The organism is Bacteroides sp. AF32-8BH, from assembly GCF_003435205.1.
GTDB classification, from domain to species: Bacteria; Bacteroidota; Bacteroidia; order Bacteroidales; family Bacteroidaceae; genus Bacteroides; species Bacteroides ovatus.
Genome location: NZ_QVLZ01000011.1, coordinates 84,712 through 110,238, shown reverse-complemented (window position 1 = coordinate 110,238; position 25,527 = coordinate 84,712). Strand labels below are relative to the sequence as shown.

The 25,527-nt window shown below is 38.2% G+C and carries 24 protein-coding genes and 1 pseudogene; 16 read left to right on the top strand and 9 right to left on the bottom strand.

The window, feature by feature from the left end:
* Positions 1-22: 22 nt before the first annotated feature.
* A complete protein-coding gene (aspT, locus tag DWZ47_RS09850) occupies positions 23-1,717 on the bottom strand; it encodes an aspartate-alanine antiporter (RefSeq protein WP_004308876.1) in 1,695 nt (564 codons plus the stop codon).
* Between the two features lie 167 nt (positions 1,718-1,884).
* Between aspT and DWZ47_RS09845 the strand changes: the two genes are divergently transcribed.
* Positions 1,885-3,552: a formate--tetrahydrofolate ligase gene (locus DWZ47_RS09845; RefSeq protein ID WP_004295785.1), complete on the top strand. Its 1,668-nt coding sequence runs from the start codon at positions 1,885-1,887 to the stop codon at positions 3,550-3,552.
* A gap of 338 nt (positions 3,553-3,890) precedes the next feature.
* Here the strand turns inward: DWZ47_RS09845 and glyA are convergent, their stop codons facing one another.
* From glyA to DWZ47_RS09805, 8 genes are all read right to left on the bottom strand, one after another.
* A complete protein-coding gene (gene glyA / locus DWZ47_RS09840; RefSeq protein ID WP_004308877.1) occupies positions 3,891-5,171 on the bottom strand; it encodes a serine hydroxymethyltransferase in 1,281 nt (426 codons plus the stop codon).
* A 134-nt stretch (positions 5,172-5,305) separates the two neighbouring features.
* On the bottom strand, positions 5,306-6,043 hold the full coding sequence (locus tag DWZ47_RS09835) for a porin family protein (protein WP_117512977.1): 738 nt from the start codon (positions 6,041-6,043) through the stop codon (positions 5,306-5,308).
* A 16-nt stretch (positions 6,044-6,059) separates the two neighbouring features.
* Positions 6,060-6,629, bottom strand: coding sequence for a flavin reductase family protein (locus DWZ47_RS09830; RefSeq protein WP_004325806.1), 570 nt, complete (start codon positions 6,627-6,629; stop codon positions 6,060-6,062).
* 16 nt (positions 6,630-6,645) lie between these two features.
* On the bottom strand, positions 6,646-7,107 hold the full coding sequence (gene pyrI, locus DWZ47_RS09825; protein ID WP_004295791.1) for an aspartate carbamoyltransferase regulatory subunit: 462 nt from the start codon (positions 7,105-7,107) through the stop codon (positions 6,646-6,648).
* A complete protein-coding gene (gene pyrB, locus DWZ47_RS09820; protein ID WP_117512975.1) occupies positions 7,104-8,045 on the bottom strand; it encodes an aspartate carbamoyltransferase in 942 nt (313 codons plus the stop codon). Before pyrB ends, pyrI begins: the two co-directional genes overlap by 4 nt.
* Before the next feature lie 112 nt (positions 8,046-8,157).
* Positions 8,158-8,937, bottom strand: coding sequence for a DUF4373 domain-containing protein (locus tag DWZ47_RS09815; RefSeq protein ID WP_117512973.1), 780 nt, complete (start codon positions 8,935-8,937; stop codon positions 8,158-8,160).
* A gap of 23 nt (positions 8,938-8,960) precedes the next feature.
* Entirely contained in the window at positions 8,961-9,305 is a 345-nt protein-coding gene (locus DWZ47_RS09810) for an SH3 beta-barrel fold-containing protein (protein ID WP_004318110.1), read from the bottom strand.
* Positions 9,306-9,529: 224 nt separating this feature from the next.
* A complete protein-coding gene (locus tag DWZ47_RS09805) occupies positions 9,530-9,940 on the bottom strand; it encodes a DUF4119 family protein (RefSeq protein WP_061448191.1) in 411 nt (136 codons plus the stop codon).
* Between the two features lie 131 nt (positions 9,941-10,071).
* On the opposite strand from DWZ47_RS09805, the gene DWZ47_RS09800 reads away from it, so the two are divergent.
* The 15 genes and pseudogenes from DWZ47_RS09800 to DWZ47_RS09730 all read left to right on the top strand — a co-directional run bounded on the left by DWZ47_RS09800 (position 10,072) and on the right by DWZ47_RS09730 (position 25,522).
* Entirely contained in the window at positions 10,072-11,025 is a 954-nt protein-coding gene (locus tag DWZ47_RS09800) for a tyrosine-type DNA invertase cluster 3b (protein WP_044917512.1), read from the top strand.
* 354 nt (positions 11,026-11,379) lie between these two features.
* Positions 11,380-11,946 (top strand): UpxY family transcription antiterminator, encoded by a 567-nt coding sequence (locus DWZ47_RS09795; protein ID WP_004318113.1) that lies wholly within the window; start codon positions 11,380-11,382, stop codon positions 11,944-11,946.
* A 72-nt stretch (positions 11,947-12,018) separates the two neighbouring features.
* Entirely contained in the window at positions 12,019-12,906 is an 888-nt protein-coding gene (gene rfbA, locus DWZ47_RS09790; RefSeq protein ID WP_008998411.1) for a glucose-1-phosphate thymidylyltransferase RfbA, read from the top strand.
* A gap of 49 nt (positions 12,907-12,955) precedes the next feature.
* Positions 12,956-13,525, top strand: coding sequence for a dTDP-4-dehydrorhamnose 3,5-epimerase (rfbC, locus tag DWZ47_RS09785; RefSeq protein ID WP_004318115.1), 570 nt, complete (start codon positions 12,956-12,958; stop codon positions 13,523-13,525).
* A gap of 5 nt (positions 13,526-13,530) precedes the next feature.
* Positions 13,531-13,662 (top strand): annotated as a pseudogene (locus DWZ47_RS09780) (dTDP-4-dehydrorhamnose reductase); the annotation flags it as partial.
* A 320-nt stretch (positions 13,663-13,982) separates the two neighbouring features.
* Positions 13,983-15,260 carry a protoporphyrinogen/coproporphyrinogen oxidase gene (locus DWZ47_RS09775; protein ID WP_004318117.1) on the top strand — a complete coding sequence of 426 codons (1,278 nt, stop codon included), beginning with the start codon at positions 13,983-13,985 and terminating at the stop codon, positions 15,258-15,260.
* An 8-nt stretch (positions 15,261-15,268) separates the two neighbouring features.
* On the top strand, positions 15,269-16,699 hold the full coding sequence (locus DWZ47_RS09770; protein WP_117512969.1) for an oligosaccharide flippase family protein: 1,431 nt from the start codon (positions 15,269-15,271) through the stop codon (positions 16,697-16,699).
* The gene (locus tag DWZ47_RS09765) at positions 16,692-17,909 is read left to right on the top strand and encodes a hypothetical protein (RefSeq protein ID WP_004318119.1); all 1,218 of its coding nucleotides are present in this window, start codon (positions 16,692-16,694) and stop codon (positions 17,907-17,909) included. The genes DWZ47_RS09770 and DWZ47_RS09765 overlap by 8 nt, the downstream gene beginning before the upstream one ends.
* Positions 17,906-18,907 carry a hypothetical protein gene (locus DWZ47_RS30925; RefSeq protein WP_004318120.1) on the top strand — a complete coding sequence of 334 codons (1,002 nt, stop codon included), beginning with the start codon at positions 17,906-17,908 and terminating at the stop codon, positions 18,905-18,907. Before DWZ47_RS09765 ends, DWZ47_RS30925 begins: the two co-directional genes overlap by 4 nt.
* A gap of 2 nt (positions 18,908-18,909) precedes the next feature.
* Positions 18,910-20,082: a polysaccharide pyruvyl transferase family protein gene (locus DWZ47_RS09755; RefSeq protein ID WP_004318121.1), complete on the top strand. Its 1,173-nt coding sequence runs from the start codon at positions 18,910-18,912 to the stop codon at positions 20,080-20,082.
* On the top strand, positions 20,082-21,269 hold the full coding sequence (locus tag DWZ47_RS09750) for a Coenzyme F420 hydrogenase/dehydrogenase, beta subunit C-terminal domain (RefSeq protein WP_004318122.1): 1,188 nt from the start codon (positions 20,082-20,084) through the stop codon (positions 21,267-21,269). Before DWZ47_RS09755 ends, DWZ47_RS09750 begins: the two co-directional genes overlap by 1 nt.
* Positions 21,256-22,131, top strand: coding sequence for a glycosyltransferase family 2 protein (locus DWZ47_RS09745; protein ID WP_004318123.1), 876 nt, complete (start codon positions 21,256-21,258; stop codon positions 22,129-22,131). The genes DWZ47_RS09750 and DWZ47_RS09745 overlap by 14 nt, the downstream gene beginning before the upstream one ends.
* The gene (locus DWZ47_RS09740) at positions 22,121-23,116 is read left to right on the top strand and encodes a hypothetical protein (protein ID WP_004318124.1); all 996 of its coding nucleotides are present in this window, start codon (positions 22,121-22,123) and stop codon (positions 23,114-23,116) included. Before DWZ47_RS09745 ends, DWZ47_RS09740 begins: the two co-directional genes overlap by 11 nt.
* 1 nt (position 23,117) lies before the next feature.
* Positions 23,118-24,389: a Coenzyme F420 hydrogenase/dehydrogenase, beta subunit C-terminal domain gene (locus DWZ47_RS09735; protein ID WP_004318125.1), complete on the top strand. Its 1,272-nt coding sequence runs from the start codon at positions 23,118-23,120 to the stop codon at positions 24,387-24,389.
* Positions 24,386-25,522, top strand: coding sequence for an NAD-dependent epimerase/dehydratase family protein (locus DWZ47_RS09730; protein WP_004318126.1), 1,137 nt, complete (start codon positions 24,386-24,388; stop codon positions 25,520-25,522). Before DWZ47_RS09735 ends, DWZ47_RS09730 begins: the two co-directional genes overlap by 4 nt.
* Positions 25,523-25,527: the final 5 nt, after the last annotated feature.

Below are 25,527 nucleotides of genomic sequence, written 5' to 3'. Positions count from 1 at the left end.
AATGATATTTATTTATATAGTTTTACATAAGTAGTACGATGACAACTCCCCAGATAATCAGGAGCGTATTGCCGACTGCATACGTCACCGTATATCCTAATGCCGGTGTGTCGCTTTCCACTGCATCCTGAATAGCTCCCAATGCAGCTGTTGTAGTACGTGCTCCTGCCGTACATCCCAATGACAGGGCAGGGTGGAATTTGAACAAGTATCTCGCCATCAGCAATCCGGCGAGGAGAGGAATGGCCGTTGCCAATGCGCCGACGATAAACAGACTGACGCCTACTTCCTTGAATCCGGCAATGAAACTGGGACCTGCAGCGATACCGACCACTGCGATAAACATATTCAGTCCTACATTATTCAATACCCATAAAGAAGGTTCGGGGATACCTCCGAAAGTAGGATGCTTGCTGCGTAGCCAACCGAACAGAAGTCCGGCTATCAATGCGCCGCCACTGGTAGAAAGACTGATAGGAACACCTCCCAGATGAATAGCCAGTGCACCGAAAAGACCACCGAGCAAAATACCCAATCCAACGAAGATCATATCCGTCTGGTTGGTAGGCCGGTCAATATAGCCCATTTGTTTGGCAGCACTTTCCACTTCATGTTTAAGACCGGTAAGTTCGAGAATATCTCCCGAATCTACGATTGTTTTAGGTAATACCGGAACATTGATTCCGGCACGTTTGATATTCCGGATACTAACCCCGTGCATAAACTTCTGCGCCCTGATTTTGGAAACCGTTTCTCCGGCAAAAGTCCGGTGGGTCACCATTACAGGAAGAGTTTCTGCCGGGAAGTCGAGTAATTGTGCATCAATCACTTCCGGACCGATCCAGTCTTCTTCTCCAATCACAAATTCACGGCGTCCGCTAAGTACCACTTCGTCATTCTTATGAAGAATCAGGTTCGGATCTACTTCCTTCACCACTCTTTTTTGACGAATCCGTTCTACAAACAGTCGTTTATCATTTTTACATAGATAAGCTTCAAGTTCACTGACTTTCTTTCCTTTGCCAAACCATTCATTGGTGATTTTATAAGCACGGAACACAACCGGACGAAGAGCTGGGGAAAATCCGGGTTCGTCAGCTTCCGATGTTCCCATTTGAGCCTCCAATTCCTTGCAGTCGGCCTTCACCTTATCCAGTCCACCCAGCATTTTAGGGCCGAGAGAAGCCAGAATCCACGCCGAACCGGCCGTTCCGAAAATATAAGTTACGGCATACGCTACCGGAATTGCATTGATGAACGTGGCTTTCTGTGCATCGCTGATTCCCAGCTGGTTGATCGTATCGCTTGCCACGCCGATAACGGCGGATATTGTTTGTGAGCCTGCCAACAGTCCGGCAGCTTCTCCTACATGATATCCCATGATTTTGGCCAGTATCCACGGGGCTACCAGACTGACAATACACATCAGTACGGCAAATCCCACTTGTGGCAGGCCGTCTTTCTTCAATCCGCGGAAAAACTGCGGACCTACCTTATAGCCAACGGCAAATAAGAAAAGCAGAAAGAACACAGCTTTCATCGGACCATCTACAGTGATATTCAGTTGTCCGACCAATACTCCGACCAGAAGAACGCTGGTGACTGTCCCCAAGGAGAATTTCCCTATTTTGAGTCTGCCCAGCCAAAATCCGGCAAAGAGCGTCAGGAAAATAGCAAGTTCAGGATGTACCCTTAATTGATTAATAATCCATTCCATAATTAAGTTGTTGTTTTAGGTTATGTCATTTACAACAGTTATAGCGTAAAAAGAGTTTGTTGTGTTATGAAAAATAGAGATATAATATCCGTCGAACTTTAAATTTCTCTATTTCGCTTTTTTGTTATACTTTTGTTCCTTCAAAAATAAAACTAATCATATTCTGTATGAAATCAGACATAGAAATAGCTCGCAGTATTGAGCTGAAGAAGATTAAGCAAGTTGCCGAAGGTATCGGAATCCCTCGTGAGGAAGTGGAGAATTATGGCCGCTACATAGCAAAGATCCCCGAACAACTGATTGATGAAGAGAAAGTGAAGAAAAGCAATCTCATTCTGGTAACTGCTATCACAGCAACCAAAGCGGGCATTGGCAAAACTACAGTATCTATCGGTCTCGCTTTGGGATTGAATAAAATTGGAAAGAATGCGATTGTCGCTCTTCGCGAGCCGTCTCTCGGTCCATGTTTCGGAATGAAGGGAGGAGCAGCCGGTGGGGGATATGCACAAGTGCTTCCGATGGACAAAATTAACCTCCATTTTACCGGAGATTTTCATGCCATCACTTCTGCCCATAACATGATTTCCGCCCTGCTCGATAATTATCTCTATCAGAACCAGGCAAAAGGTTTCGGATTGAAAGAAATTCTTTGGCGGAGAGTGCTTGACGTGAACGACCGTTCGTTGCGCAGCATCGTTGTCGGCCTCGGACCTAAATCGAACGGGATTACCCAAGAGTCCGGTTTCGATATTACTCCTGCTTCGGAGATTATGGCAATTCTTTGCCTTTCCAAAGATGTGAGTGATCTGCGTCGCCGTATTGAAAATATCCTGTTGGGCTTCACGTATGACGACCAACCTTTTACTGTGAAAGATTTGGGAGTGGCAGGAGCCATCACCGTGTTGTTGAAAGATGCTATCCATCCTAATTTAGTGCAGACTACCGAAGGAACCGCTGCTTTTGTACATGGTGGTCCGTTTGCTAATATTGCACATGGTTGTAACTCTATTCTGGCCACTAAATTGGCAATGTCTTTCGGTGATTATGTAATAACAGAGGCCGGATTCGGTGCCGATCTCGGTGCAGAAAAATTCTATAATATCAAATGCCGCAAGAGCGGACTCCAACCACGTCTCACAGTGATTGTCGCTACAGCACAAGGATTAAAGATGCACGGAGGTGTCAGTCTCGACCGTATCAAAGAGCCGAATATGGAAGGCTTGAAAGAAGGATTGCGTAATCTCGACAAACACGTTCGTAACCTTCGCTCATTCGGTCAGACCATCATCGTAGCTTTCAATAAGTTTGCATCCGATACGGATGAAGAAATGGAATTACTGCGCGAACATTGCGAACAGTTGGGAGTGGGTTTCGCCATTAACAATGCGTTCAGTGAAGGAGGAGAGGGAGCAGTAGATATGGCCCGTCTGGTAGTAGATACCATAGAGAACAATCCGTCCGAATCTTTACGCTACACTTATAAAGAAGAAGATAGCATACAGCAGAAGATTGAAAAGGTAGCCACTAATATTTACGGAGCCAGCGTTATTACTTATAGCAGTATTGCCCGCAACCGTATCAAACTGATCGAGAAAATGGGAATTACTCATTATCCGGTTTGTATTGCGAAAACACAATATTCATTTTCTGCCGATCCAAAGATTTATGGTGCGGTAAACAACTTCGAGTTCCATATTAAAGATATTGTTATCAATAACGGAGCTGAAATGATTGTAGCCATTGCCGGAGAAATTCTTCGTATGCCGGGATTACCCAAGGAGCCGCAGGCATTGCACATCGATATTGTGGATGGAGAAATAGAAGGATTGAGCTAAAATATATACCTCAAAAAAATATTCCGGTATGATGCCGGTAAAATAAATCCCCGTCTTTCCCTATGAAATAAAATGTGGAAAGACGGGGATGACTGTATATAGAGTCCAGTGCGCTTCTGTTTTCTCTTCTTGCACACTGTACGGTTGAATTCGTCCTTGCTATGAGTGATATATGACATCATATATTTCTTTTATAGTAAGAAAAACGAAAATATGGACAGATGGTTCGGGCGGGACCGTTAATAAATAAAAAAAGCCTGCTCCTTTCACAAAGAGCAGACCTTATAAATAAGAAATAAAGCTGATAACAGTGAAGCTATTAGCTTTGAAATCGTTTTTTAATAAGCAAAAAGAGGATATTTCTTCATTGTCTCATTGACACGTGCGCGTACTTGTGCAATAACTTCCTCATTTTCTACGTTAGACAATACAGTCTCGATCATTTCAGCAATTTCGAGCATCAAATCTTCTTTTGCACCACGAGTTGTGATAGCGGGAGTACCCAAACGGATACCGGAAGTCTGGAAAGCCGAACGGCTGTCGAACGGAACCATGTTCTTGTTAACAGTAATATCGGCAGAAACCAATGCTTTTTCTGCCACTTTACCTGTCAGTTCAGGATATTTGCTACGCAGGTCGACCAACATAGAGTGGTTGTCTGTACCACCGGAAACGATGGTAAAGCCACGGTCGATTAAAGCCTGTGCAAGTACAGCAGCGTTCTTTTGTACTTGTTTAGCATATTCCTTAAATTCAGGTTGCAGGATTTCACCGAAAGCAACTGCTTTAGCAGCAATTACATGTTCCAGTGGTCCGCCTTGGATTCCCGGGAATACGGCAGAATCCAGTAATTGAGACATCATCTTGATCTCACCTTTCGGAGTGGTCTTACCCCATGGATTGGGGAAATCCTTACCCATCATGATGACACCACCACGAGGTCCGCGAAGTGTTTTATGTGTAGTAGAAGTGACGATATGTGCATATTTAACCGGGTTTTCGAGCACTCCGGCAGCGATCAGACCGGCAGGGTGAGCCATGTCGATCATCAGGATAGCGCCTACTTTGTCAGCGATTTCACGCATACGTTTGTAATCCCATTCACGAGAGTATGCAGAACCACCACCGATAATCATTTTCGGTTTCTCACGTAGAGCGACTTCTTCCATCTGGTCGTAGTCAACGCGTCCAGTTTCCTGATTCAGGTTATATTCGCAAGGAGTATAGATGATACCGGAAGTGTTTACCAGTGAGCCATGAGAAAGGTGTCCGCCGTGTGCAAGATTTAATCCCATGAATTTGTCGCCCGGATTCAGAACTGCGAGGAAAACAGCAGCATTAGCTTGTGCTCCCGAGTGTGGTTGTACGTTTGCCCATTCAGCGCCAAAAATTTCTTTCAGGCGGTCGATAGCGATTTGTTCGCTTTGGTCTACTACTTCGCAACCTCCGTAATAACGTTTGCCGGGATAACCTTCTGCGTACTTGTTAGTCAGGCAAGAACCCATTGCCTGCATAACCTGGTCACTCACAAAATTTTCTGATGCAATAAGCTCGATTCCTTTCAACTGACGTTGATGCTCTTTTTCGATGATGTCGAAAATGATGTCGTCTCTTTTCATTCTTTTATAAGTAAGATTAAATTTCTAATTCGAGATACCTATTTTAAGCGCACAAAGTTAATGAAAATAAATAAAGAATGAAGGAAGTACAAGAAAAATGTTAGTAAAAAGCCGGATTTAATGATATTTTATTCTTAAAGGATGAATCCCAGCGAAAAACTTAACGCGCTGTCACGGCGACGGAAAATAATGTTGCTCACTCCCGTGCTGCCGTCGAAATTGATATTGTCGTAAATGATGGACTTGGAGATATTTCCGATGCCTTGCTCGTAGCGGAAATCGAAAAAGATACGGGAGATGTTGACGCCTACACCGATCACTGCACTGACATTGAACGGATACAGCCTTTCGTGAATCCCTTTTTGGTCAAAATTCTTAAAAGTGATTTCATTGTGTTTTCCCCATAAGTAGCGAAGTTTGGGGCCTGCGAAGATAGACATTCCGTAAGGCCCTTTTTTCACCACATTATAGCCGTATAAAATAGGGAAATCCACACTGTGCAACACCGATTGCACGGAAGCATAATCAGGCTCGATGGCAGGATGCTGCGAACCGAGCTTATCGAAAGTAATCTCACATTTACTTACATTATAGGATACTTCCGGCTGAATGAAATGCTTCTTCATGTTGATGCGCATAAAGAGGGCGCCGAAATAACCTATCTTGTAGTTATTCTGCACCTCATCGATAGTTACATCCTTAATTTTCAGTTCAGACACCATGAACATGGAAGAGTTGAATCCCGCCTTGATACCGATATTTATTTTTTTTGTATTGGGGCGGTCTACTTTTTCTGCGTTATAGTTCTGGCCGACAGCCGTGCAGGCTATGGCTAACAAACCGGGAAGGATGAATTTACGCAGCATATTCATGGCAATATCGCACTTTTTATGATTTCTTCTTTTCTACACTCCAACCGAATTTACCGATTTTCTCTCCCAGATTATAATATCCTCCGTGCACATATACCAGCGGATTGGCTTCGGCCAGTTCCAGCTTTCCGGTTTCAGGATTCAGGTTCCGGTCGTCCGCACGCACATTTACTACGTCAGCGATAAACATATCGTGTGAGCCGAGAGAGATGATTTCTTTCACACGGCATTCAATGCAGAGAGGAGATTCTTCAATCAACGGAGCACTAACCACCGTACACTGTCCGGGTGTCAGCTTCATCTCATCAAATTTATGATAATCACGTCCCGAACGAACTCCGCACCAGTCGGTGGCAAAAGCCATATCTTTCGTTGTCAGGTTGATGACAAACTCCATGTTTTTTTTTATAATGTCATAAGAATGGCGTTCCGGACGTACGGATATATAACACATGGGCGGGTTTGTACAAATCGTACCCGTCCATGCTACTGTGAACATATTATATTCGCTTTCTTCCTTTCCGCAGCTGACCAGTACAGCCGGCAGCGGATAGATCATCGTTCCTGGTTTCCAGTCCTGTTTCATAGGCCTATACGTTTATTCAGAGGATTGTAATCTCTTCACGTTTCTGCTCTTTCTCGCAATAATGGCACTTTACGATACAATTATCCTTGTCTATCACATGAAAGATAGTGGCCATCGGTTCGTTGTTGGTGATACATTTCGGATTGGCACATTTCACGATGCCCCGAAGTTCATCCGGCATTTTCACCTCTTTCTTTTCCACTACTTCGTAATCGCGGATGATATTCAGTTTGACGTGCGGGGCAACTACTGAAATACGGTTAATCTCTTCGTCGCAGAAGAATTTATCTGCAATCTTGATGATCCCTTTTTTACCTAATTTCTTACTGTCGAGGTTGAATCCGATAGTGATATTGCTAGTCATCTGTTCCACACCGAGCAGTTGCACTACGGTAAAGAGCTTTTCGGATGGTATATGGTCAATCACTGTCCCGTTTTTCAGGGCAGCTACTTGCAATGCTTGTTTATTTTCGCTCATAATAAAATATCGTTTTTAACGTCATCTAATGTGATACCTAATACATCGCAAAGGATTGCTTCGCGGGCATACAGACCGTTTTGTGCCTGTTGGAAATAGTATGCTTTCGGATTGTCATCCACATCGTAAGCAATTTCGTTGACACGGGGAAGCGGGTGCAGGATACGCAGGTTCGGACGTGTGTTTTCCAGCATTTTGTTACGGAGAATATATACATTCTTCACCCGTTCATATTCCATCAGGTCGGTGAAACGTTCGCGTTGTACACGGGTCATATACAGAATATCGGCGTCGGCGATAATCTCTTCGGAAAAGTCTGTATGTTCAACGTATTTTATTTGGTGCGTTTTGCAGTAAAGTTTGTATTCTTCCGGCATTTTCAGCTCTTCGGGAGCGATAAAATGGAAAGTCGGATTAAAGTGTCGCATCGCCATCAGCAATGAATGTACGGTGCGGCCGTATTTCAAGTCACCCACCAGGAAAATATTCAGATTTTCCAGCGTTCCTTGCGTCTTGTAGATAGAGTAAAGATCGAGCATCGTCTGCGACGGGTGCTGGTTGGCTCCGTCACCTGCGTTGACAATGGGTACCGGGGCTACTTCGCTGGCATACCGTGCAGCTCCTTCGAGATAGTGTCGCATGACGATAATATCTGCATAGTTGCTCACCATCATGATCGTGTCTTTAAGTGTTTCCCCTTTGGCAGAGCTGGTAGCTTTGGGGTCAGAGAATCCGATTACTCGTGCACCGAGACGGTTGGCAGCTGTTTCAAAACTCAAGCGGGTACGGGTGGAAGGTTCAAAGAACAGGGTTGCTACAACCTTTCCTTGTAATAACCGGCGATTGGGGTTCATTTCAAACTGCTTCGCCATTTCGAGCATGTAGAGGATTTTTTCTTTAGAATGTTCGGCAATGGTTACTAAACTTCTGTTTTCCATTTTGTTATCTTTTATGTGGATAGAACTTGTTTTACCGGAGCGTAAAGGTACGAAGAATTTGTGAAAAGCACAGATTTTTCGTACCTTTTTTATCAGCTTTTAATCAGTCGGTTTATTTCCGTCCGCTAGCTAACGCTGCAATGATATATTTCCCCGGTGCTCCGATTTTACTCCAGGCCGTATTGGAGAGCAGTTTCCACACCTGGGTGCCTTTCCTGCCATAGTCCGATAGCCGGAGAATCGTCTGTTTCTCTTTTGGGTCAGTCACTTTATGGTTGTCCAGGCTCTCCATCAATCCTGCTATGTTGTGTGTAGCCAGATTGTAGGCATACCCCGGAATTTCAATCGGAACAACGTTGGTTTCTTCTTCTTCATGATTTAGTTTAGTTTCCTTTAGTTTAGTTTGTCGGGAAATGTCTGCATTTTCTTGACTCACCTCCTCTTGAGTTTCAAAAATGTCTGCATTTTCTGCGTTCAACTCTTCTTTTTGCATCCCTTTTTTCTTCTTGGTCTCTAATAAATAAGGTAGTTGGGAGAAATCAATTTTCCTTCGTGTAGTAGCTTCAAACCACACCCTTTGAATCTGTTCCGAAGTGAGTATGCCGTATTTTTCGTAGGTTTCCTTATGGAAAAATCCTTTCTCCAATAACAGATCGACAATCTTTTCCATCATATCCTCTTTAATCCCGCCGCCTACTTTACGGACAAAAATCAGGTTTTGTTCCTTTCCCCAAGAGATATAATATCCCTCTTTATATATTTTGCAAAGCAATCGCATGACAATGTAAGAAGCTAACACTCCAAATTTAGCTTCTAATAGTTCCATCACTTCTTCGTCAAAGAAGTTTGCCGGTGTCGGGAAATAAGGTATCCCTTTGTTAATCATATTCATTGTTAAATATATTTTAATCTAAGTTATACAATAGCTTTCCACTCCATCAGGTTCCCGATCATAAATCTTCTCCATCCTTTTTGTTCTTCACTCCAATAGACAATAGACTCTTGTTTTGCTGTGATATTGAATTTTCTATGAAAGAATTTTTCATATCCTACTAGTGTTCCTTTTTCCAGGCAGAATGTGCCATCCTGCCTATGAAAAGCGATCATTGCATTTCCATACAACATGCGTTCTATTAGTCTAATACACTCTTGTACAATTCTCTCTGCGCATTTATCCGAAATCCCCTTTTCAGCAGTAATACGTTTTTTCCATACTAATTTGCAAGCTTCTAACTTACTCTTCCTGATTTTTTGTCTCATTTTCTTCTGTTTTTAATTATGAAAAATAATCTGTTTGAGCGTAAATCTTCCCTTATAGATAGTGACGGTATGTTGTTGTCATAGCGTCACTATCCTTTCATTATAGTGACGCTATAACGATAGCATACCGTCACTATTTTTTTAAGAGAAAATCTGTAAGTTTTCGACCGGTTGAAAACGGCGGCGAAGGTAAGCCTTATATTCCAACTGTCCCATTATTTTTTTTAGTACTTGCTTTTGATCTTTTCAGCTTGTTCTCTTTTTTCCTTTTTCTCTTTCATGTACTCTTCTTCAACAGGTTTTCTCAATGCCCCTAATTCAGCATGTATACTACTAAGTTCCATTAACTTATAGCCACCGTGTTTGTGGATGTATAATACTTTTTGGTCATAGATATATTGGGCTAGATTTATCAGCTTTCTTTTCTTGGGATGGCGGAAATGTCCATCAATAAAGATTTTTAAATACATGGTGAAATAAAGACGGATATCTCCATCGATTGCTATTCTGTTATCCAGTTCTTCTTCACTGATGATTTCTTCCCTTGAATGCCTCCTGGGGGCTTTTTTCATTGTTTGGACATTTCTTTTCACCTTGCCGTTTTTACTACCTTTTTTGGCATTTTTACTTTTCATAATCTACTAATTTTAACGTTGGTTAAATATGTATTAATTCTAAAAATAATATCTGGAAAGCGGAATTAAACGTGCAAAAAGATTTGTTCTTTTGCCGCTTGCCAAATAGTATATATATAAAATAACTAGTGATGCAAATGATGAATAAAAATGGATTTAGTCGATGTGGTGAGAACTACATCAATCGTTTACGAAAGGAGGGGCGCTATTCTACAGCGCATGTCTATAAGAATGCCCTTTATTCTTTCAGTAAGTTTTGCGGTACGTTGAATATGTCGTTCAGACAGGTCACCAAAGAACGTTTACGACGTTATGGTCAGTATCTTTATGAGTGTGGTTTGAAGCCTAATACGATTTCTACGTATATGCGTATGCTTCGTAGTATTTACAATCGGGGAGTGGAAGCGGGTAGTGCCCCTTATGTTCCCCGATTATTTCATGATGTCTATACAGGCGTGGATGTCCGGCAAAAGAAAGCTTTGCCTGCCGGTGAATTGCACAAACTTCTGTATGAGGATCCCAAATCGGAGCGTTTACGTCGCACACAAACTATTGCCGCCCTGATGTTCCAGTTTTGTGGAATGTCATTCGCCGATTTAGCGCATCTGGAAAAATCAGCTTTAGAGCAGAGTGTATTACGTTATAATCGAATCAAGACGAAAACTCCCATGAGCGTGGAAGTGCTTGATACTGCCAGGGGAATGATTAATCAACTCCGGAATAATCAGGAACCCATTCCCGATTGTCCGAACTATCTGTTCGACATACTTTGCGGTAACAAGAAACGAAAGGATGAAAGGGCATACAGTGAATATCAGTCTGCTCTTCGAAGATTCAATAATAGTTTGAAGGATTTGGCGAGAGCTCTGCGTTTGAATTCTCCCGTTTCTTCTTACACACTTCGCCATTCGTGGGCAACGACAGCCAAGTATCGTGGAGTGCCAATTGAAATGATTAGTGAATCATTGGGACATAAATCTATAAAAACCACACAAATCTATTTAAAAGGTTTTGAGCTAAGAGAACGTACAGAGGTAAATAAAGGGAATTTATCTTACATTAGGAACTATCGTTTAGGTAGATAATTAATGGTAAAGTGTTAGAAATCAAGGGCGAAGTATATCTGTTACTTCTTAGGTAACGGAAAATTATTCGATGCAAAGATATGCAAAAATACAAATAGTAAACAAGTAAAATCTTCTTTTTTTTCTGATTTGTTGAAATATGCAACAAAAATATATCAGGACATGATAATTCTGTTTCATCATGCCCGATATTCCTATATTCTGTTTTCAAAGATGTTTTTCCCTTCGCGTAGGTTAGAAAAACATTGCTGTAGGCGGTTCTTGTCCATGTTTTTCTGTTTTCATCTGTTTTCCTGTGAATGAGTACCTTATCCGTTACCTAAGAAGTAACGGAAACATAAGGGGTAAAAAAGTATGATTCTAACGAAAGAAACTTTAAGTGCTGGGCCTAGTATTGGGACAGGGGAAGGCGTAGCACACTCTAAACGCTGGTATGTCGCTCTGGTCCGTATGCATCATGAGAAGAAAGTAGCCGAGCGTTTAGACAAAATAGGGATTGAAAATTTTGTACCGGTCCAGCAAGAAGTACATCAATGGAGTGACCGCCGTAAAGTAGTTGAGTCCGTGTTGCTTCCGATGATGGTTTTTGTACATGCTGATCCTAAAGAACGTAAAGAGGTTCTTTCCTTTTCTACAGTTAGTCGGTATATGGTAATGCGCGGTGAGAGCAGTCCGACTATTATTCCTGATGAACAAATGGCCCGTTTCCGTTTTATGCTCGATTATTCCGAAGAGGCAATCTGTATGAATAGCGCTCCTTTGGCACGTGGTGAAAAAGTACGTGTTGTCAAAGGTCCTTTGACTGGTCTTGTAGGAGAACTTGTCACGGTGGATGGCAGGAGTAAGATTGCTGTCCGGTTGAATATGTTGGGGTGTGCTTGTGCGGATATGCCGGTTGGGTATGTGGAACCGTTTAAATAAACACAGAATAAAAGCTACTTTGTGTCTATCTCAAAACAGCTTACTTATTTTCTAAAATTGAAATAAGCTTTTATGAAAGGAATAGTTTTAGCCGGTGGTTCAGGCACTCGTCTGTATCCTATCACCAAAGGAGTGAGTAAGCAGTTGCTTCCTGTCTTTGACAAGCCCATGATTTATTATCCGATTTCAGTCCTTATGTTGGCTGGAATCCGTGAGATCCTGATTATTTCCACTCCTTATGATCTTCCGGGTTTCAAGCGTCTTTTGGGTGATGGCTCCGACTATGGAGTACGGTTTGAGTATGCCGAACAACCCTCTCCGGACGGTCTGGCACAAGCCTTTATTATCGGTGAAGACTTCATCGGCAATGATTCCGTCTGCCTGGTATTAGGTGATAATATCTTCTATGGCCAAAGCTTTACCCGCATGTTGCAGGAGGCTGTCCGTACAGTCGAGGAAGAGCAGAAAGCAACCGTATTCGGTTATTGGGTTGCCGATCCCGAACGTTATGGAGTTGCTGACTTTGACAAGAATGGGAATGTTTTGAGTATTGAAGAAAAACCAGAAAATCCAAAATCCAACTACGCTGTAGTGGGACTCTATTTCTACCCCAATAAAGTGGTGGATGTAGCCAAACATATACAACCTTCTCCCCGTGGAGAGTTAGAAATCACTACCGTTAATCAGGAATTTCTCAATGACCACCAATTAAAGGTCCAATTACTAGGCCGTGGTTTTGCCTGGCTTGATACCGGCACGCACGATTCTCTTTCCGAAGCCAGCACTTTTATTGAAGTGATTGAAAAGCGTCAGGGATTGAAAGTCGCGTGTCTTGAAGGTATTGCCCTGCGTCATGGCTGGATAACAGCGGATAAAATGCGTGAGCTGGCCAAGCCCATGCTAAAGAACCAATATGGCCAGTACCTTTTAAAAGTAATAAATGAACTGGGACTGGAATAATGCCATATTCCTTTCCGGTAATTTAAATAACTAACAAACACTAATCACAGTGGAAATAATCAAAACTGCTATAGAGGGCGTTGTCATCATTGAACCCCGCCTTTTTAAAGATGACCGTGGTTACTTTTTCGAATCCTTCTCTCAACGTGAATTTACAGAAAAGGTCCGTAAGGTAGATTTTGTCCAGGATAATGAAAGTAAATCCAGCTATGGTGTTTTACGTGGTCTTCATTTTCAGAAACCGCCTTATGCCCAGAGTAAACTAGTACGTGTCATTAAAGGCTCTGTCCTTGATGTGGCTGTCGATATCCGTAAAGGCTCACCAACATTTGGAGAGCATGTATCGGTGGAATTGACAGAAGAAAACCACCGTCAGTTCTTTATTTCGCGTGGATTCGCCCATGGCTTTGTTGTCCTGACGGAAGAGGTTATCTTTCAGTATAAATGTGACAACTTCTATGCTCCCCAATGTGAAGGTGCCCTGGCTTGGGATGATCCCGCATTGAAAATTGACTGGAAGGTTCCTGCTGATAAAATAATCCTTTCCGGGAAAGACCAACATCACGAACATCTGGAAGAAGCCGGCTGGTTATTTGATTATAACGAAAATCTGTATTAAGCTCAATGAATATTCTAGTGACAGGAGCTAACGGTCAGCTTGGTAATGAGATGCGCCGTGTGTCATCAACCAGCTCCAACCAATATATTTTTACCGATGTGGCAGGATTGGATATAACCAGTCATGATTCTACCCGTAAAAAATGGTTTCTTGTATCAGAATTATAAAATGCGACTCTTCGCTATCGAATAAAAAATAATAATATAATGTATAGTTTAATTGATTTTGATTTTTTATCCACTATAAAGCGGAGGGCGTTCCTCTGGGCGAATCCCTTATGTCTTTTTGTATGCGGAATAAAGTGTCTTACCATTTGTGAAACAAATGATATAAGGAAACGTGTCATAAATTAGTGGTGTGGAGGGTAAAGGGTGAAAATGGTGAGGTGTATATTAACACTAGTGGGGCTTTAATGATTAGTAAAATATAATATTCAATTTCGGACAAAAATAAATTGATGGAGAAAATTGCAATTATTGGTGCTGGCATATCTGGCTTGAGTGTAGCACATTTTCTTAGTGATAGATATGATATTACCGTTTTCGAGAAAGAGAATAGGGCAGGTGGACTTATAAGATGCCTTCGCGTAAATGGTAATTTGTTTCATATATGTGGTGGTCATGTTTTTAACTCAAAACGTCAAGATGTTTTAGATTGGTTTTGGTCTAAGTTTATTCAAAGTGAAGAATTTTCAAAAGCAGACCGAAACTCTTGTGTTTTTATGGATAAGGGCAATAATTCTCTAGAGTATGATAATATTCCTTATCCTATAGAGAACCATATGTATTTGTTTAGCGAGGAAATTCAGAAGTCTTTTTATAAAGACCTTGAAGAAATAGATAAGAACAAAGGATTAAATGCTAAATTAACGGACTACGATAATTTTGGTGATTTTCTTAGATGGCGTTTTGGAAAGACTCTTTATGACATGTACTTTGAACCATATAACAAAAAAGTTTGGAGACGCGATCTTACTACCGTTCCTATGTCTTGGATGGGAGGAAAATTGCCAATGCCTACCACACAAGAAATGCGTGAAAATAATGCTAACAAGGTAGAGGAAAGAGCTTTTGTTCATTCTACTTTTTGGTATGAAAGGATGAATGGTTCACAATATATTGCAGATAAATTAGCAATAGGATTGAAGATTATTTATGATAGCGAGGTCACTTCCATTGATAGAATGGGGGAAAAATGGATAATCTGTGGGAAAGAATTCGATAAGGTTGTATTTTGTGGTAACATCAAAGATATGATTAAGATTGTTAAGGGCATAGACCTTTCTAAATACAATACGGATGTTGAATCTCTTGAATATCATGGCACTACAGCTGTATTCTGTGAAATAGATAAGAATCCATATTCTTGGATATATCAGCCTAGCAGACAACATGAGAGTCATCGTATTATTTGCACCGGTAATTTTGCTGAGAGTAATAATTCAGAGTTACCTAAAGGACGTATTACAGCTACAGTAGAGTTCACAGATGCAATTAATAAAGAGGGTATTCTTGAAAATCTAAAAAGAATCCCTCTTAATCCTAAATATTTAGACCATAAATTCAATAAATACACTTATCCTATCCAAGATGCAAATACACGCACAATAATTAATAAGCTGAAGAAAGAAACCTCTCTCTCTAATTTCTATTTTACAGGTCGATTTGCAGATTGGGAATATTACAATATGGATGTAGCGATAGGTGCAGCAATGGATTTGTGTAAAACACTTTAGTTAGATGTATGTTTAACCAAAAGTTTAAAAAAGGTAGCTTTTTTAGAAATTTTACAGTTTTGATGAGTGGTGAAGCATTAGCACATGCTTTCAATATGGTCATCAATATCATTCTTGCAAGAAAATTGGCTCCAGATTCCTATGGTCTCTATGCTTTATTTCTTACTTACGTTACCCTATTCTTTACCTTTTCAACTTTCGGACTTAGAAGAATTGTGATTAGATGCATAGCCCGTGATCAGGACAGTTCAAAAAAATATTTTGTAATATCTTTGGTACTCCGATTCTATGGAGTTATTCTATCAAGTATAGGGTTCATTGTCTATAATAAAATAAATCCCGTTTTTGATGACAACTACATTGTTCTTATGATATTGGCTGGTGTCTTTTTGCAATCTTATTGGGAAGGATTTCAAAATGTAGCTTTTGGTATGGAACGTATGGAGACGACAAGCTATATTAATGTTGGCATGTCTTTTATATTGCTACTTACATATTTATGTATGGATTCTTCGCTGATAACTGTAAAGCTTATAATAGGCATATATATAATAAATTTTTTTGCAAAAGATTGTTTGTACTTGTTCTCTTTATTTAAGCAAAGGTTGATAAAGGGCGTATATCGTTATGAAAAAAGTGAATTTAGATTACTACAGAAAAATATGCTTACAGATAGTATGCCATATTACATTCTAAATATATTTTCTTTAGTTTCCACACAACTACCCATACTATTCCTAAATAGCAATAGTTCTATCACAGAGGTATCATACTTCAATATTGCCAACAAGTTATTGCTACCGATGACTCTTTTTATTCATAGTGCATTAGTTGCTCTGTTTCCGAATCAAGCAAAGGAATTTGTGCGTAATCAGCAACGATTTACGACTAAAGCTTCTCTGATGCTTTATTTTATAAGTGTTGTTGGAACAATTTCCTGTTTGATAATTTCGTTATTTAAGAATGAAGTCGTTTTGTTGCTTTATGGAGAAAATTATGCAAGCACCGGTAATGTTTTAACGTTACAGTGTTGGTATATGATTTTATTTTCTATGTTTGGATTTATAGGAAACACTTTAGGTGCCGCGGATAAGCAAAAATGGATTGCGAGTCTGTCCATATTTTATGCGTGTGTTAATGCTCCATTGCTATGGTATTGTTCTAAAAATGGCGCAATTGGTCTTTCGTATGGTTATATTGTTGGAGCCTTACTTAATATGACCTATCATATATATTATTTACAAAAGGCAATGCCAGTAAAAATACCTACACGCACATTTATTTGTTTCTTTGGTGTCATGTTATCGGGTTTTATTTTTTCGATTGTCATTCCCGAAACAATATCAATATTTCTACGGTGTATAATAGTTCTGGTAATATTTGTCATACTTTTCTTGTATAGGGGAAGGTTTCTAGCAATACTAAAAAATCATGAGTAGAAGATTATCAAACAAATATTATTGGATTCTAACCTTCATAATATTACATTTTTTTCATTATTTGGATTATGTAAATTATAATCCTACGATAGGTGGACAATTGTCCAATGTTATCGTTTTACTTTTGATAGTTTATGTTCTTACAAGAAAAATAGATATAAGCAATGCGGTATCATATAAATATGTTCTCTATTTTATGTTAGTGCCAATGCTTAGTATAATACCTTGTTATCTAGATAGAGGGCAGAGTCTGTTTATTTCATTTAGAGCGTTCATGCCTTCTGGAATATGGTTATTGTATTTTTTTCTCCAAGATAAAAAATTTAATGCAGATAAAGTTGTAAAAGTTATACTTATAATTGCTTTTTTAAGAATAGGCATTACGTTTGTTGAGCAGTTTACATATCCTGTTTATTACTTTGCAAATAGAACAGATATCGAATTGGAGAATGGCATTATACGAGAAGTTGAGATTCGTTCAGGTTTTAGGCGATACCTTATATCAGATACATTCTTCTCAATGTTTGCAATATTCTTTTATTATCAAAAGTTGATAGAACGACATAAGAAAAAGATTATATGGTTAATTTTATTCTTAATAGCCTGCTTCGGGTTGTACATGGATCAATCAAGACAGTTCTTAGCATCTACAGTTGGTTCCATTGCCATTTTATCTATTTTTTCCTCAAAATATGGACTGGGAGGTAAAATTGCTTTTATAGCTTTGATAGTGGGAATATATGTAGGATATAACTTCCTTTTTTCAGAGTTGGCATCTAAGACAACAGAAGAATTGAATGATGATAATATACGAGTTGCAAGTTATGCATTTTATTTATTTGATTATTGGGGAGGACCTCTTTCGATAATCTTTGGTAATGGTTTGCCTGGTTCTACATCTGATTATGGTATTGAAATCCAAAAGTTAGAAACAACATTACATTTTTATAGGTCTGATGTTGGAATAGTTGGTGCCTTGAATATAGGAGGTATTTGTACCGTATTGGTTTTCTTTTTTTATTATTTTAAGGTTGTTAGAAAGAACTGGAGCTATATGGAGCTGTACCAACAATTATTTCTAATTAGTGCTTTGCTAAATATCCCATTAATATTTCCTATCACACAAGGTACACATTATAAATGTTTTTGGGCGATTCTTTTATTTATCATAGATAGAACAATATACAAAAAAAATACAATACATAAATGAAACTTCAAAAGATTATTTCTCAGCGTAATTATAATAGTGCTGCTCCATTTAAGATTGTATATGAATGGGAGAATATTATCTCTGATAAAGGAAATATAAATCTATATAAAGAAACTTCCTTTCATTTTCACAAGATATATGGATGGTTGAAAAAAATAGGATTAGTAGATTTTTATAAATCTATCATATCTTCTAAGGAGCTATCTCTATTTTTTGTGATGAGGGCTGATGTTTTTAAAGAACCATGGTTAAACAAAAGCACAATCCCTGTTATTATTGATTTTTGGTTGAATGACTCTGAATTGCCTTCTTTCTACGAAGCTTATAAGGATTGTCCATTAGTTCTGATTACTAGTGCTGAAGTAGTAGAATATCTAAAAACTAAAAATTGTCCATTAAAAATAGAACATTGGCCATTGTCAATACCTGATTACATGAAGCCCGATCGTAAGGAAAATTATGAGAAACTTTATGATTTATGTTTTCTTGGTCGGCCGTCGCCCTATTTCGTTGATATGCTGAAACAGTATGAAATAACGCATCCAGATTTTAAATATATTCTCGGATCTCGTTCCTCAAAAAATAGAGAATACATTGATAATCATGGAAATTTCATAGCCAAGGATAGTGGACGTGAGAGTTACATTCATATGATTCGAAGCAGTAAGATTACTTGCTATTCAACTCCGGGTCTTGATAGTAACAAGTCTGAAACATCAATTTTCAATCAGGTTACTCCGCGACTTTTTGAGATGCTTGCAGGAGGTTGTTATGTATTGGCACATTATCCAGATAATGCAGACACTCGATTTTATGAATTAGATAAATATGTAGGAAATATTCCTGATTACGAGACTTTTGAAATGAGATTAGATTATTTGCGAAAATCTGCTCCAATGGATTTTTCAATAGCTCATGAATTTCTGAATAAGCACTATACTTCTACGCGTGTTCATATGCTTTTCTCCATTTTGGACAAGTATCAAATAGAATATTAATTATGAGTAAGATTGGTTTTATTACCATACAACAAGCTAATTTCGGATCTGTTCTCCAAACTTTCGCAACTTCATATGTCCTAAAAAAAATGGGGCATCATCCTGTTTTGATAGACTATCAATACCCAACGGAGTATCATCGTAAAAACGCCATGGGAACAGAAGCTAAGCGGTATGTTTCTCCTTTGCTAGAACGTATATGGAAGAATGTTTTTAAATACTCATATAGGTTGTTGCATAAAATGCCAGTTGGGCAAGTAGCTTATCAGAAATGGGCTGCAATAAAAAGTCATGAAAAGTTTGTCCAGTTTCAAAGTCAAATAGAAAAGACTAATATTTCGTATGATATGGATAGCATTGTTAATAATCCGCCTCTCTTCGACATCTATATGACAGGAAGTGATCAGACATGGAATCCAAGATACTATGCAGATGATCATAGTTTTTTACTCAATTTCGCTCCTGATGATAAGCCTAAAGTGGCTTATGCCGCAAGTTACGGAACTAGCGAGTTTTATCCACAATATACTGAAGTTTATAGTAAATACCTGAAACGCTATGATGCAATTTCAACACGTGAATCTACGGGTGTTAAGATTACAAGCGATTTATCTGGAAAGAAAGCTGTACACTGTTGCGATCCTACGTTTCTTCTTACAAAGGGTGATTGGATGGAATTTGCTGCAGTAGAAAATCCTATTAAGGGTAAATATGTGCTTGTTTATATACAAGCCTATGCTATAAATCCTTATCCTTATGCAGATCAGCTGGCTAAACGAGTGAAGAAGTTGATAGGGGCAGAGCATGTTATTGTCTTAAACTCTGAAATATATGAGATTGCGAAGGGGTTTAAGCCAATGATTGGCGCTGGTCCTCATGAGTTCTTGCGTCTCTTTGCTGATGCATCTTTTGTTATTTGCTGTTCTTTTCATAGTGTTGCTTTTTCTATTAATTTTCGAAAACCATTTTATGCAATAGCTGGTGATGTACCTACGAAGGATAATCGTCAATCGGATATCATTGAAAAGCTAAACCTTCAGGCAAGAGTGAAAACTGTTGGTGATAAGCTACCAGAAACTTATGAAGAGTTGCTGCTGGATTATTCTTTTTGCGAAGATAAAATAGAATCTTTTAGGAAGCAGTCATTTGACTATCTAAAAAAAACACTAAAGTAATGAATATAAGCACTAATGAATTTTGTTGTGGATGTAGGGCTTGCGAGCAAATATGTCCTAAGCAAGCCATAGCATTAACCTCAGATAGAGAAGGATTTTATTATCCTCTTTTAGATGCGTATAAATGCGTTGATTGCGGCTTATGTTCCGATGTATGTCCTGTTCTGAATTATGAGACTTCTCTCTATTCTCGAGGAAAAGCTTTTGCTGCTCAAGCAAAGGATAATAAGATTTTAAATGTTAGTTCTTCTGGAGGTATTTTCTCTGTTGTAGCTAAAAATGTCTTAAAAAAAGGAGGGGTTGTGGTTGGTGCAGAATTGACAAAAGAGCTAATAGTGAAACACGTCGCTATTGAAAAAGTCACTGATTTATATCGCTTGCAAGGTTCTAAATATGCTCAGTCAGATACGACAGAAATCTATCAAGAAGTTAAGGGTTATCTTAAATCAGGAAGACTGGTCTTCTTTACCGGAACTCCTTGTCATGTTTCTGCATTAAAACTCTTTTTGCGTAAAGATTACGATAATTTGCTGACTTCAGATGTCGTTTGTCATGGTGTTCCATCAATAAAAATGTTTCACCAGTTAATAAAGTATATAGAAGAAGACCAACAATCGAAAGTTATCGATTATCGTTTTAGAGATAAAACTCTTTTGGGTTGGTCAAGAGTGTCTTCATGTACCTTACAAAAGGGAAACAAAATTTTGCCTCTTTATTATAATAAATATATGAGAGCTTTTTTTCAAGCTTTTCTTGAAGGACATGTTTTGCGAATGGATTGTTATAAATGTCCATTTACAAAAGTGGAACGAACAGGTGATTTTACCATGGCAGATTTTTGGTCTTTAAAGGATTCTAATCCAAATTTTCCTCGTCAACATCGAGGGGTAAGCATGGTTCTTGTTAATTCGGATAAAGGACGAAAGTTATTTAATGATATATCTAAAGATATTTTATTGGAGGACTCAGACTTGGATATAATTCTTGGTGGTTATAATTATCAACTAAAACATCCAACCGAATTGACACCAGAGCGGTCTAGTATCTTTGAAATTTTTATGAATGATAGAGATAAGTTTCTTTCTAACTATATAAGATGTAGAGTGAAATGCGACCGAAAGAAATTTTATATATCTGCGATTAAAGAGATTATTAAGAAAACGATACGTTATCATGGGCAATATTAGATTATCTATCATCATTCCTCTATACAATAAAGAAAAGCATATAAAGAAAACCATTGATTCTGTATTAAACCAAGATTTCTCTTGTTTCGAACTTATAGTTGTTGATGATGGCTCTACAGATAAGAGTGCGGAAATTGTTAGTCAAATACAAGACAATAGAATTCGATTGATTCAACAATCGAATAGTGGTGTTTCTAAAGCGCGAAATATGGGTGCCCAAATAGCATCATCAAGTTGGTTGATATTTTTGGATGGTGATGATGTCTTTATGTCAGGAACTCTAAGAAATTATGCAAATATGATTTTTCGTTATCCACATAATGAAGTCTTTATTGCTAATTATAAGAGTAGTGAACACTTGAAATTAGGTTCGTTCAGAGGGAAAAAAGAGCGAGTATATGAAAATCCTTTGAAGGCGATGTGGCATAGAGATTTTTATCCTCATCCAGGAAACATAATGTGTAGTAAAAATGCCTTTATGAAAATAGGAGGATTTGATGAAAGAATGTCGTACTATGAGGACTTTGAATTTGGCGCAAGATTAATTAAGAATTTCAGTATCGTTTATTCTCCATTTGTTTGTATGGAATATGTCGTAGAAAGTAACGAAGCAAGAATCAAATTACATCCTTTAGAAAAAGAATATGCTTTTTATATAGAGTCCGAGAGTCTTGAAAATCCATGGTTGAAAAATTATTGCTATACGATTTTTAAAGGTTTTATTCAAAAAAGAAGAAAAGGAAACGATATAGACGGGCTAAAAGCACTTATAGATGTTCGCAATCGGAAATTTGGTAGATATTATTATTTGAATGACTTCTTATATAGAATACGGAGAAAATTATTGAGACATGGAATATAATTATGTAATTTTTGGTTCAGATTGGGACTTGTATAAACAATCCTATTCTGACATATATAATCAAGACAATGTAAGATATATAGCAGGTCATGTGGATAATAAAAAAGGATTAGAAAAGATGTTGTGCAAATTGCATTTTTCCGCGGCCCTTTATAATCATATAAATGTTCCAGGAAAAAGCTTTTGGAATAGCTCTTATTTTAAGGATGACTTTCAAACGAAACGTCCATTATGTTTTATCTTTAATGGTGGGTGGTTGGAGTTTGATAACTATGGTTTGTTTGATTATTTAAGAAAACAACATCCAGAAGCTAAATTCGTTTTGTTTCTGCAAGATTTGATTAATAAAATCAAGCGAGGCAATAGATGGCTTCAAGTGGATGTCGCAAAGGTAAAACAGATATTTGATTTGGTATTGTCATTCGATCAAAGTAATTGTCAGACTTATGGTTTTGTTTATCATCCCCTTGTCTTTTCTAGTTATCATGGCATTATTAATAATACCATCGAAGACAGTGATGTCTATTTCTTGGGAAAAGCAAAGAATAGATTGCCAGAAATCATTAGTGCTTATGAAAGGTTATGTTCTTTTGGCTTGAAATGTGATTTTCATCTTGTTGGTGTTGAAGAAAAGAATCAAGTTCATAAAGATAATATATGCTATATATCTGGTATGGATTACCAAACGAACTTGCAACACATTCTTCATACGAAATGTTTGCTGGAAGTTATGCAGCAAAATGGAACAGGTTATACACAAAGAATGTGTGAGGCAGTTGCCCTAGATAAGAAAATTATTACGAATAACAGTAAAATTAATGAGGCACCATTTTATAATGATAAATTCATATTGAAATATTCCGAACCATCTGAAATCACAAAGGATTTTTGTGATGCTATCAAACGGAAAGAAGTGATTGATTATCATTATAAAGAAAATTTCTCGCCTAATGAGCTTCTAGCCTTTATTAATGAAAAGTTATAAGATGAAAAGCTCAGACATAAACTATGCAGTAAAGAATAATCTTTGCTTGGGATGTGGTATCTGCGCAGATGCTTGCCCTACAAAAAGCATTGTTATGGAGATTGTTAAGGGGGAATGGCGTCCAGTTATAAACCCAGCTCAATGTTTGAATAAGAAAGGATGTAACAAATGCTATAAGGTATGTTCGGGTGTTGGTATGGAGATTAAGAAATATGCAAATGATTTATATTCATCTTCAGAAACGTCAGATAAGTATATTGGTAATTATGAACGACTCTATACGGGATATAGCAGCGATATGAATATAAGGAAAACGGCTAATTCCGGTGGTTTGCTTAGTTCTATTCTCATTTTTTTGTTACAAAAAAGATATATTGATGGAGCCATTATTACTAGGTATTCATCCGAGAATCCTTTACAGCCCTCAGCTTTCATAGCTACTACATCTGAAGAAATATTAGAATCAAAAGGTTCTAAATATGCTCCAGTGCAGTTATCAGGAACATTAAGAAAAGCCCTTCTTTTAGGAAAAAGATATGTTATTGTAGGTTTGCCTTGTCATATACAGTCAGTTAGGAAATGGGCAAAGATCGATTCTAAGGTAGATAAGGTGATATTTGCTTATTTTTCTTTGTATTGCAGTAGTGAAAGATGCTTCTATGCGCAAGATTACCTTTGTAGGTATTTCAATATAGAGAAGTGCAACATTAAAGAATTCTCATTCCGCGAAAAAGGAAAATTGAAGTTCATCGGAAATAATGGGGAGAACTTGCTTTCTATGAGAAGGGGCGACTCGCCAGTTTTTCATAAATATTACCGACTAGTTGGTAGCCATTTTAAGCCCAATAGGTGTCAAATGTGTGTAGATCATTACGGTTATCTAGCTGATATGAGTTTTGGCGATATCGGAATAGCTCCTTATACTCAAGACAAAATAGGAATAAATAGTTTGATTGTCAGAAATCCCAAATTCATTGAGATCCTCAATGAAGCCATCAAGGATGGATGTATTGAGTTAAAATCTTTAGATCCTGATTTATTGAATAAGTCACAGGGAGATATGATGTTTTCTCGTCTGAAGAAAGCAAAAGCTAAATGTATACTTCAAAGTTTGATAGGTAAAAAATCTGTTGAATATGATTTGTTGGAAAATGAATCAATAACTTTCCACGACCTACTAAAAATTATCGTTGTTGACATAAAGCGATTTATTGGAAGAAGAAAATATTTGTGGTTTTTAATTGATTTTGAAAACAGAAACCAAAAATTATGAAAAATATTTTGATTACAGGTGGAGCCGGTTTTATCGGTTCTAATGTAGCTCTTCGGCTATTGCAAAAAGGCTATTATGTCACAGTGTTGGACAATTTGAGCAAGCAAATTCATGGTGTCACCCCAGAGATTACTTCTCCTTTGTATTTGTCTATCAAAGATAAAGTGAGATTCATTCATGGCAGTGTCGTTTCTCGTGAGGATTGGATGAAAGCTTTAGATGGTCAAGATGCTGTTATTCATTTGGCAGCCGAAACAGGAACAGGACAGTCTATGTATCAAATAGAAAAGTACGTAGATACTAACATTGGTGGTACAGCTTTACTTCTCGATATTCTGACAAATACCAAACATCATGTAAAGCGTGTTTTGGTGGCTGAGTCTAGAGCTATTTATGGTGAAGGTAAATATCATTGTCCTCATTGCGGTGATGTTTATCCTATGGGACGAAATGATGCAGATATGGCAAAAGGTGACTTTGAATGCAAGTGTCCTAAGTGTGGTGGAGCAGTTGAACTGGTAGCAACTACCGAGGATAGTGCAATACATCCATCTTCAGTTTATGGAATTGCGAAACAGGTTCAAGGTCAACTGGTTCATTTGGTATGTCCAACCATTGGCGTTGAGTCAGTATCTTTCCGATATCAAAATGTTTATGGCCCTGGACAGTCTCTAAGTAATCCTTATACCGGCATTTTGAGTATTTTCTCAACCCGGATAAAGAATGGTCATGGAATCAATATTTTTGAGGATGGTAAGGAAACACGTGATTTTGTTTACATCGACGATGTTGTAGACGCGACCATTCTTGGTCTTGAAGTTCTAAAAGCAAATGGGTGTATTTTTAATATTGGTACAGGTATGGCTACGGATGTTTTGACTGTGGCGAATACACTTTGTGAAAAATATGGAATTCAAGTACCTGTCACGATTTCTGGAAATTATCGTTTAGGGGATATTCGACATAATTATGCAGATATAAGTCTTGCACGTAGAATTTTGGGATTTGAACCAAAGTTCTCTTTCACTGACGGTATAGCTCAATTTTGTAAATGGGTTGATAAGCAAGAGGTACAGGATGATATGTATGAGATTTCTATTGAGGAAATGAAATCTAAAGGACTTTATAAATAAATGAT

Excerpts from the sequence above, each read along its gene's own strand:
- pyrI (WP_004295791.1), bottom strand. The coding sequence starts at position 7,107 with ATGAGCGAAAATAAACAAGCATTGCAAGTAGCTGCCCTGAAAAACGGG.
- DWZ47_RS09735 (WP_004318125.1), top strand. The coding sequence starts at position 23,118 with ATGAAAAGCTCAGACATAAACTATGCAGTAAAGAATAATCTTTGCTTG.
- DWZ47_RS09755 (WP_004318121.1), top strand. The coding sequence starts at position 18,910 with ATGAGTAAGATTGGTTTTATTACCATACAACAAGCTAATTTCGGATCT.
- DWZ47_RS09800 (WP_044917512.1), top strand. The coding sequence starts at position 10,072 with ATGCAAATGATGAATAAAAATGGATTTAGTCGATGTGGTGAGAACTAC.
- DWZ47_RS09745 (WP_004318123.1), top strand. The coding sequence starts at position 21,256 with ATGGGCAATATTAGATTATCTATCATCATTCCTCTATACAATAAAGAA.
- DWZ47_RS09845 (WP_004295785.1), top strand. The coding sequence starts at position 1,885 with ATGAAATCAGACATAGAAATAGCTCGCAGTATTGAGCTGAAGAAGATT.
- glyA (WP_004308877.1), bottom strand. The coding sequence starts at position 5,171 with ATGAAAAGAGACGACATCATTTTCGACATCATCGAAAAAGAGCATCAA.
- DWZ47_RS09770 (WP_117512969.1), top strand. The coding sequence starts at position 15,269 with ATGTTTAACCAAAAGTTTAAAAAAGGTAGCTTTTTTAGAAATTTTACA.
- DWZ47_RS09805 (WP_061448191.1), bottom strand. The coding sequence starts at position 9,940 with ATGAAAAGTAAAAATGCCAAAAAAGGTAGTAAAAACGGCAAGGTGAAA.
- rfbA (WP_008998411.1), top strand. The coding sequence starts at position 12,019 with ATGAAAGGAATAGTTTTAGCCGGTGGTTCAGGCACTCGTCTGTATCCT.
- DWZ47_RS09835 (WP_117512977.1), bottom strand. The coding sequence starts at position 6,043 with ATGAATATGCTGCGTAAATTCATCCTTCCCGGTTTGTTAGCCATAGCC.
- DWZ47_RS09810 (WP_004318110.1), bottom strand. The coding sequence starts at position 9,305 with ATGAGACAAAAAATCAGGAAGAGTAAGTTAGAAGCTTGCAAATTAGTA.
- DWZ47_RS09730 (WP_004318126.1), top strand. The coding sequence starts at position 24,386 with ATGAAAAATATTTTGATTACAGGTGGAGCCGGTTTTATCGGTTCTAAT.
- pyrB (WP_117512975.1), bottom strand. The coding sequence starts at position 8,045 with ATGGAAAACAGAAGTTTAGTAACCATTGCCGAACATTCTAAAGAAAAA.
- DWZ47_RS09765 (WP_004318119.1), top strand. The coding sequence starts at position 16,692 with ATGAGTAGAAGATTATCAAACAAATATTATTGGATTCTAACCTTCATA.
- DWZ47_RS09750 (WP_004318122.1), top strand. The coding sequence starts at position 20,082 with ATGAATATAAGCACTAATGAATTTTGTTGTGGATGTAGGGCTTGCGAG.
- DWZ47_RS09830 (WP_004325806.1), bottom strand. The coding sequence starts at position 6,629 with ATGAAACAGGACTGGAAACCAGGAACGATGATCTATCCGCTGCCGGCT.
- DWZ47_RS09775 (WP_004318117.1), top strand. The coding sequence starts at position 13,983 with ATGGAGAAAATTGCAATTATTGGTGCTGGCATATCTGGCTTGAGTGTA.
- DWZ47_RS30925 (WP_004318120.1), top strand. The coding sequence starts at position 17,906 with ATGAAACTTCAAAAGATTATTTCTCAGCGTAATTATAATAGTGCTGCT.
- DWZ47_RS09815 (WP_117512973.1), bottom strand. The coding sequence starts at position 8,937 with ATGAATATGATTAACAAAGGGATACCTTATTTCCCGACACCGGCAAAC.
- DWZ47_RS09740 (WP_004318124.1), top strand. The coding sequence starts at position 22,121 with ATGGAATATAATTATGTAATTTTTGGTTCAGATTGGGACTTGTATAAA.
- DWZ47_RS09795 (WP_004318113.1), top strand. The coding sequence starts at position 11,380 with ATGATTCTAACGAAAGAAACTTTAAGTGCTGGGCCTAGTATTGGGACA.
- aspT (WP_004308876.1), bottom strand. The coding sequence starts at position 1,717 with ATGGAATGGATTATTAATCAATTAAGGGTACATCCTGAACTTGCTATT.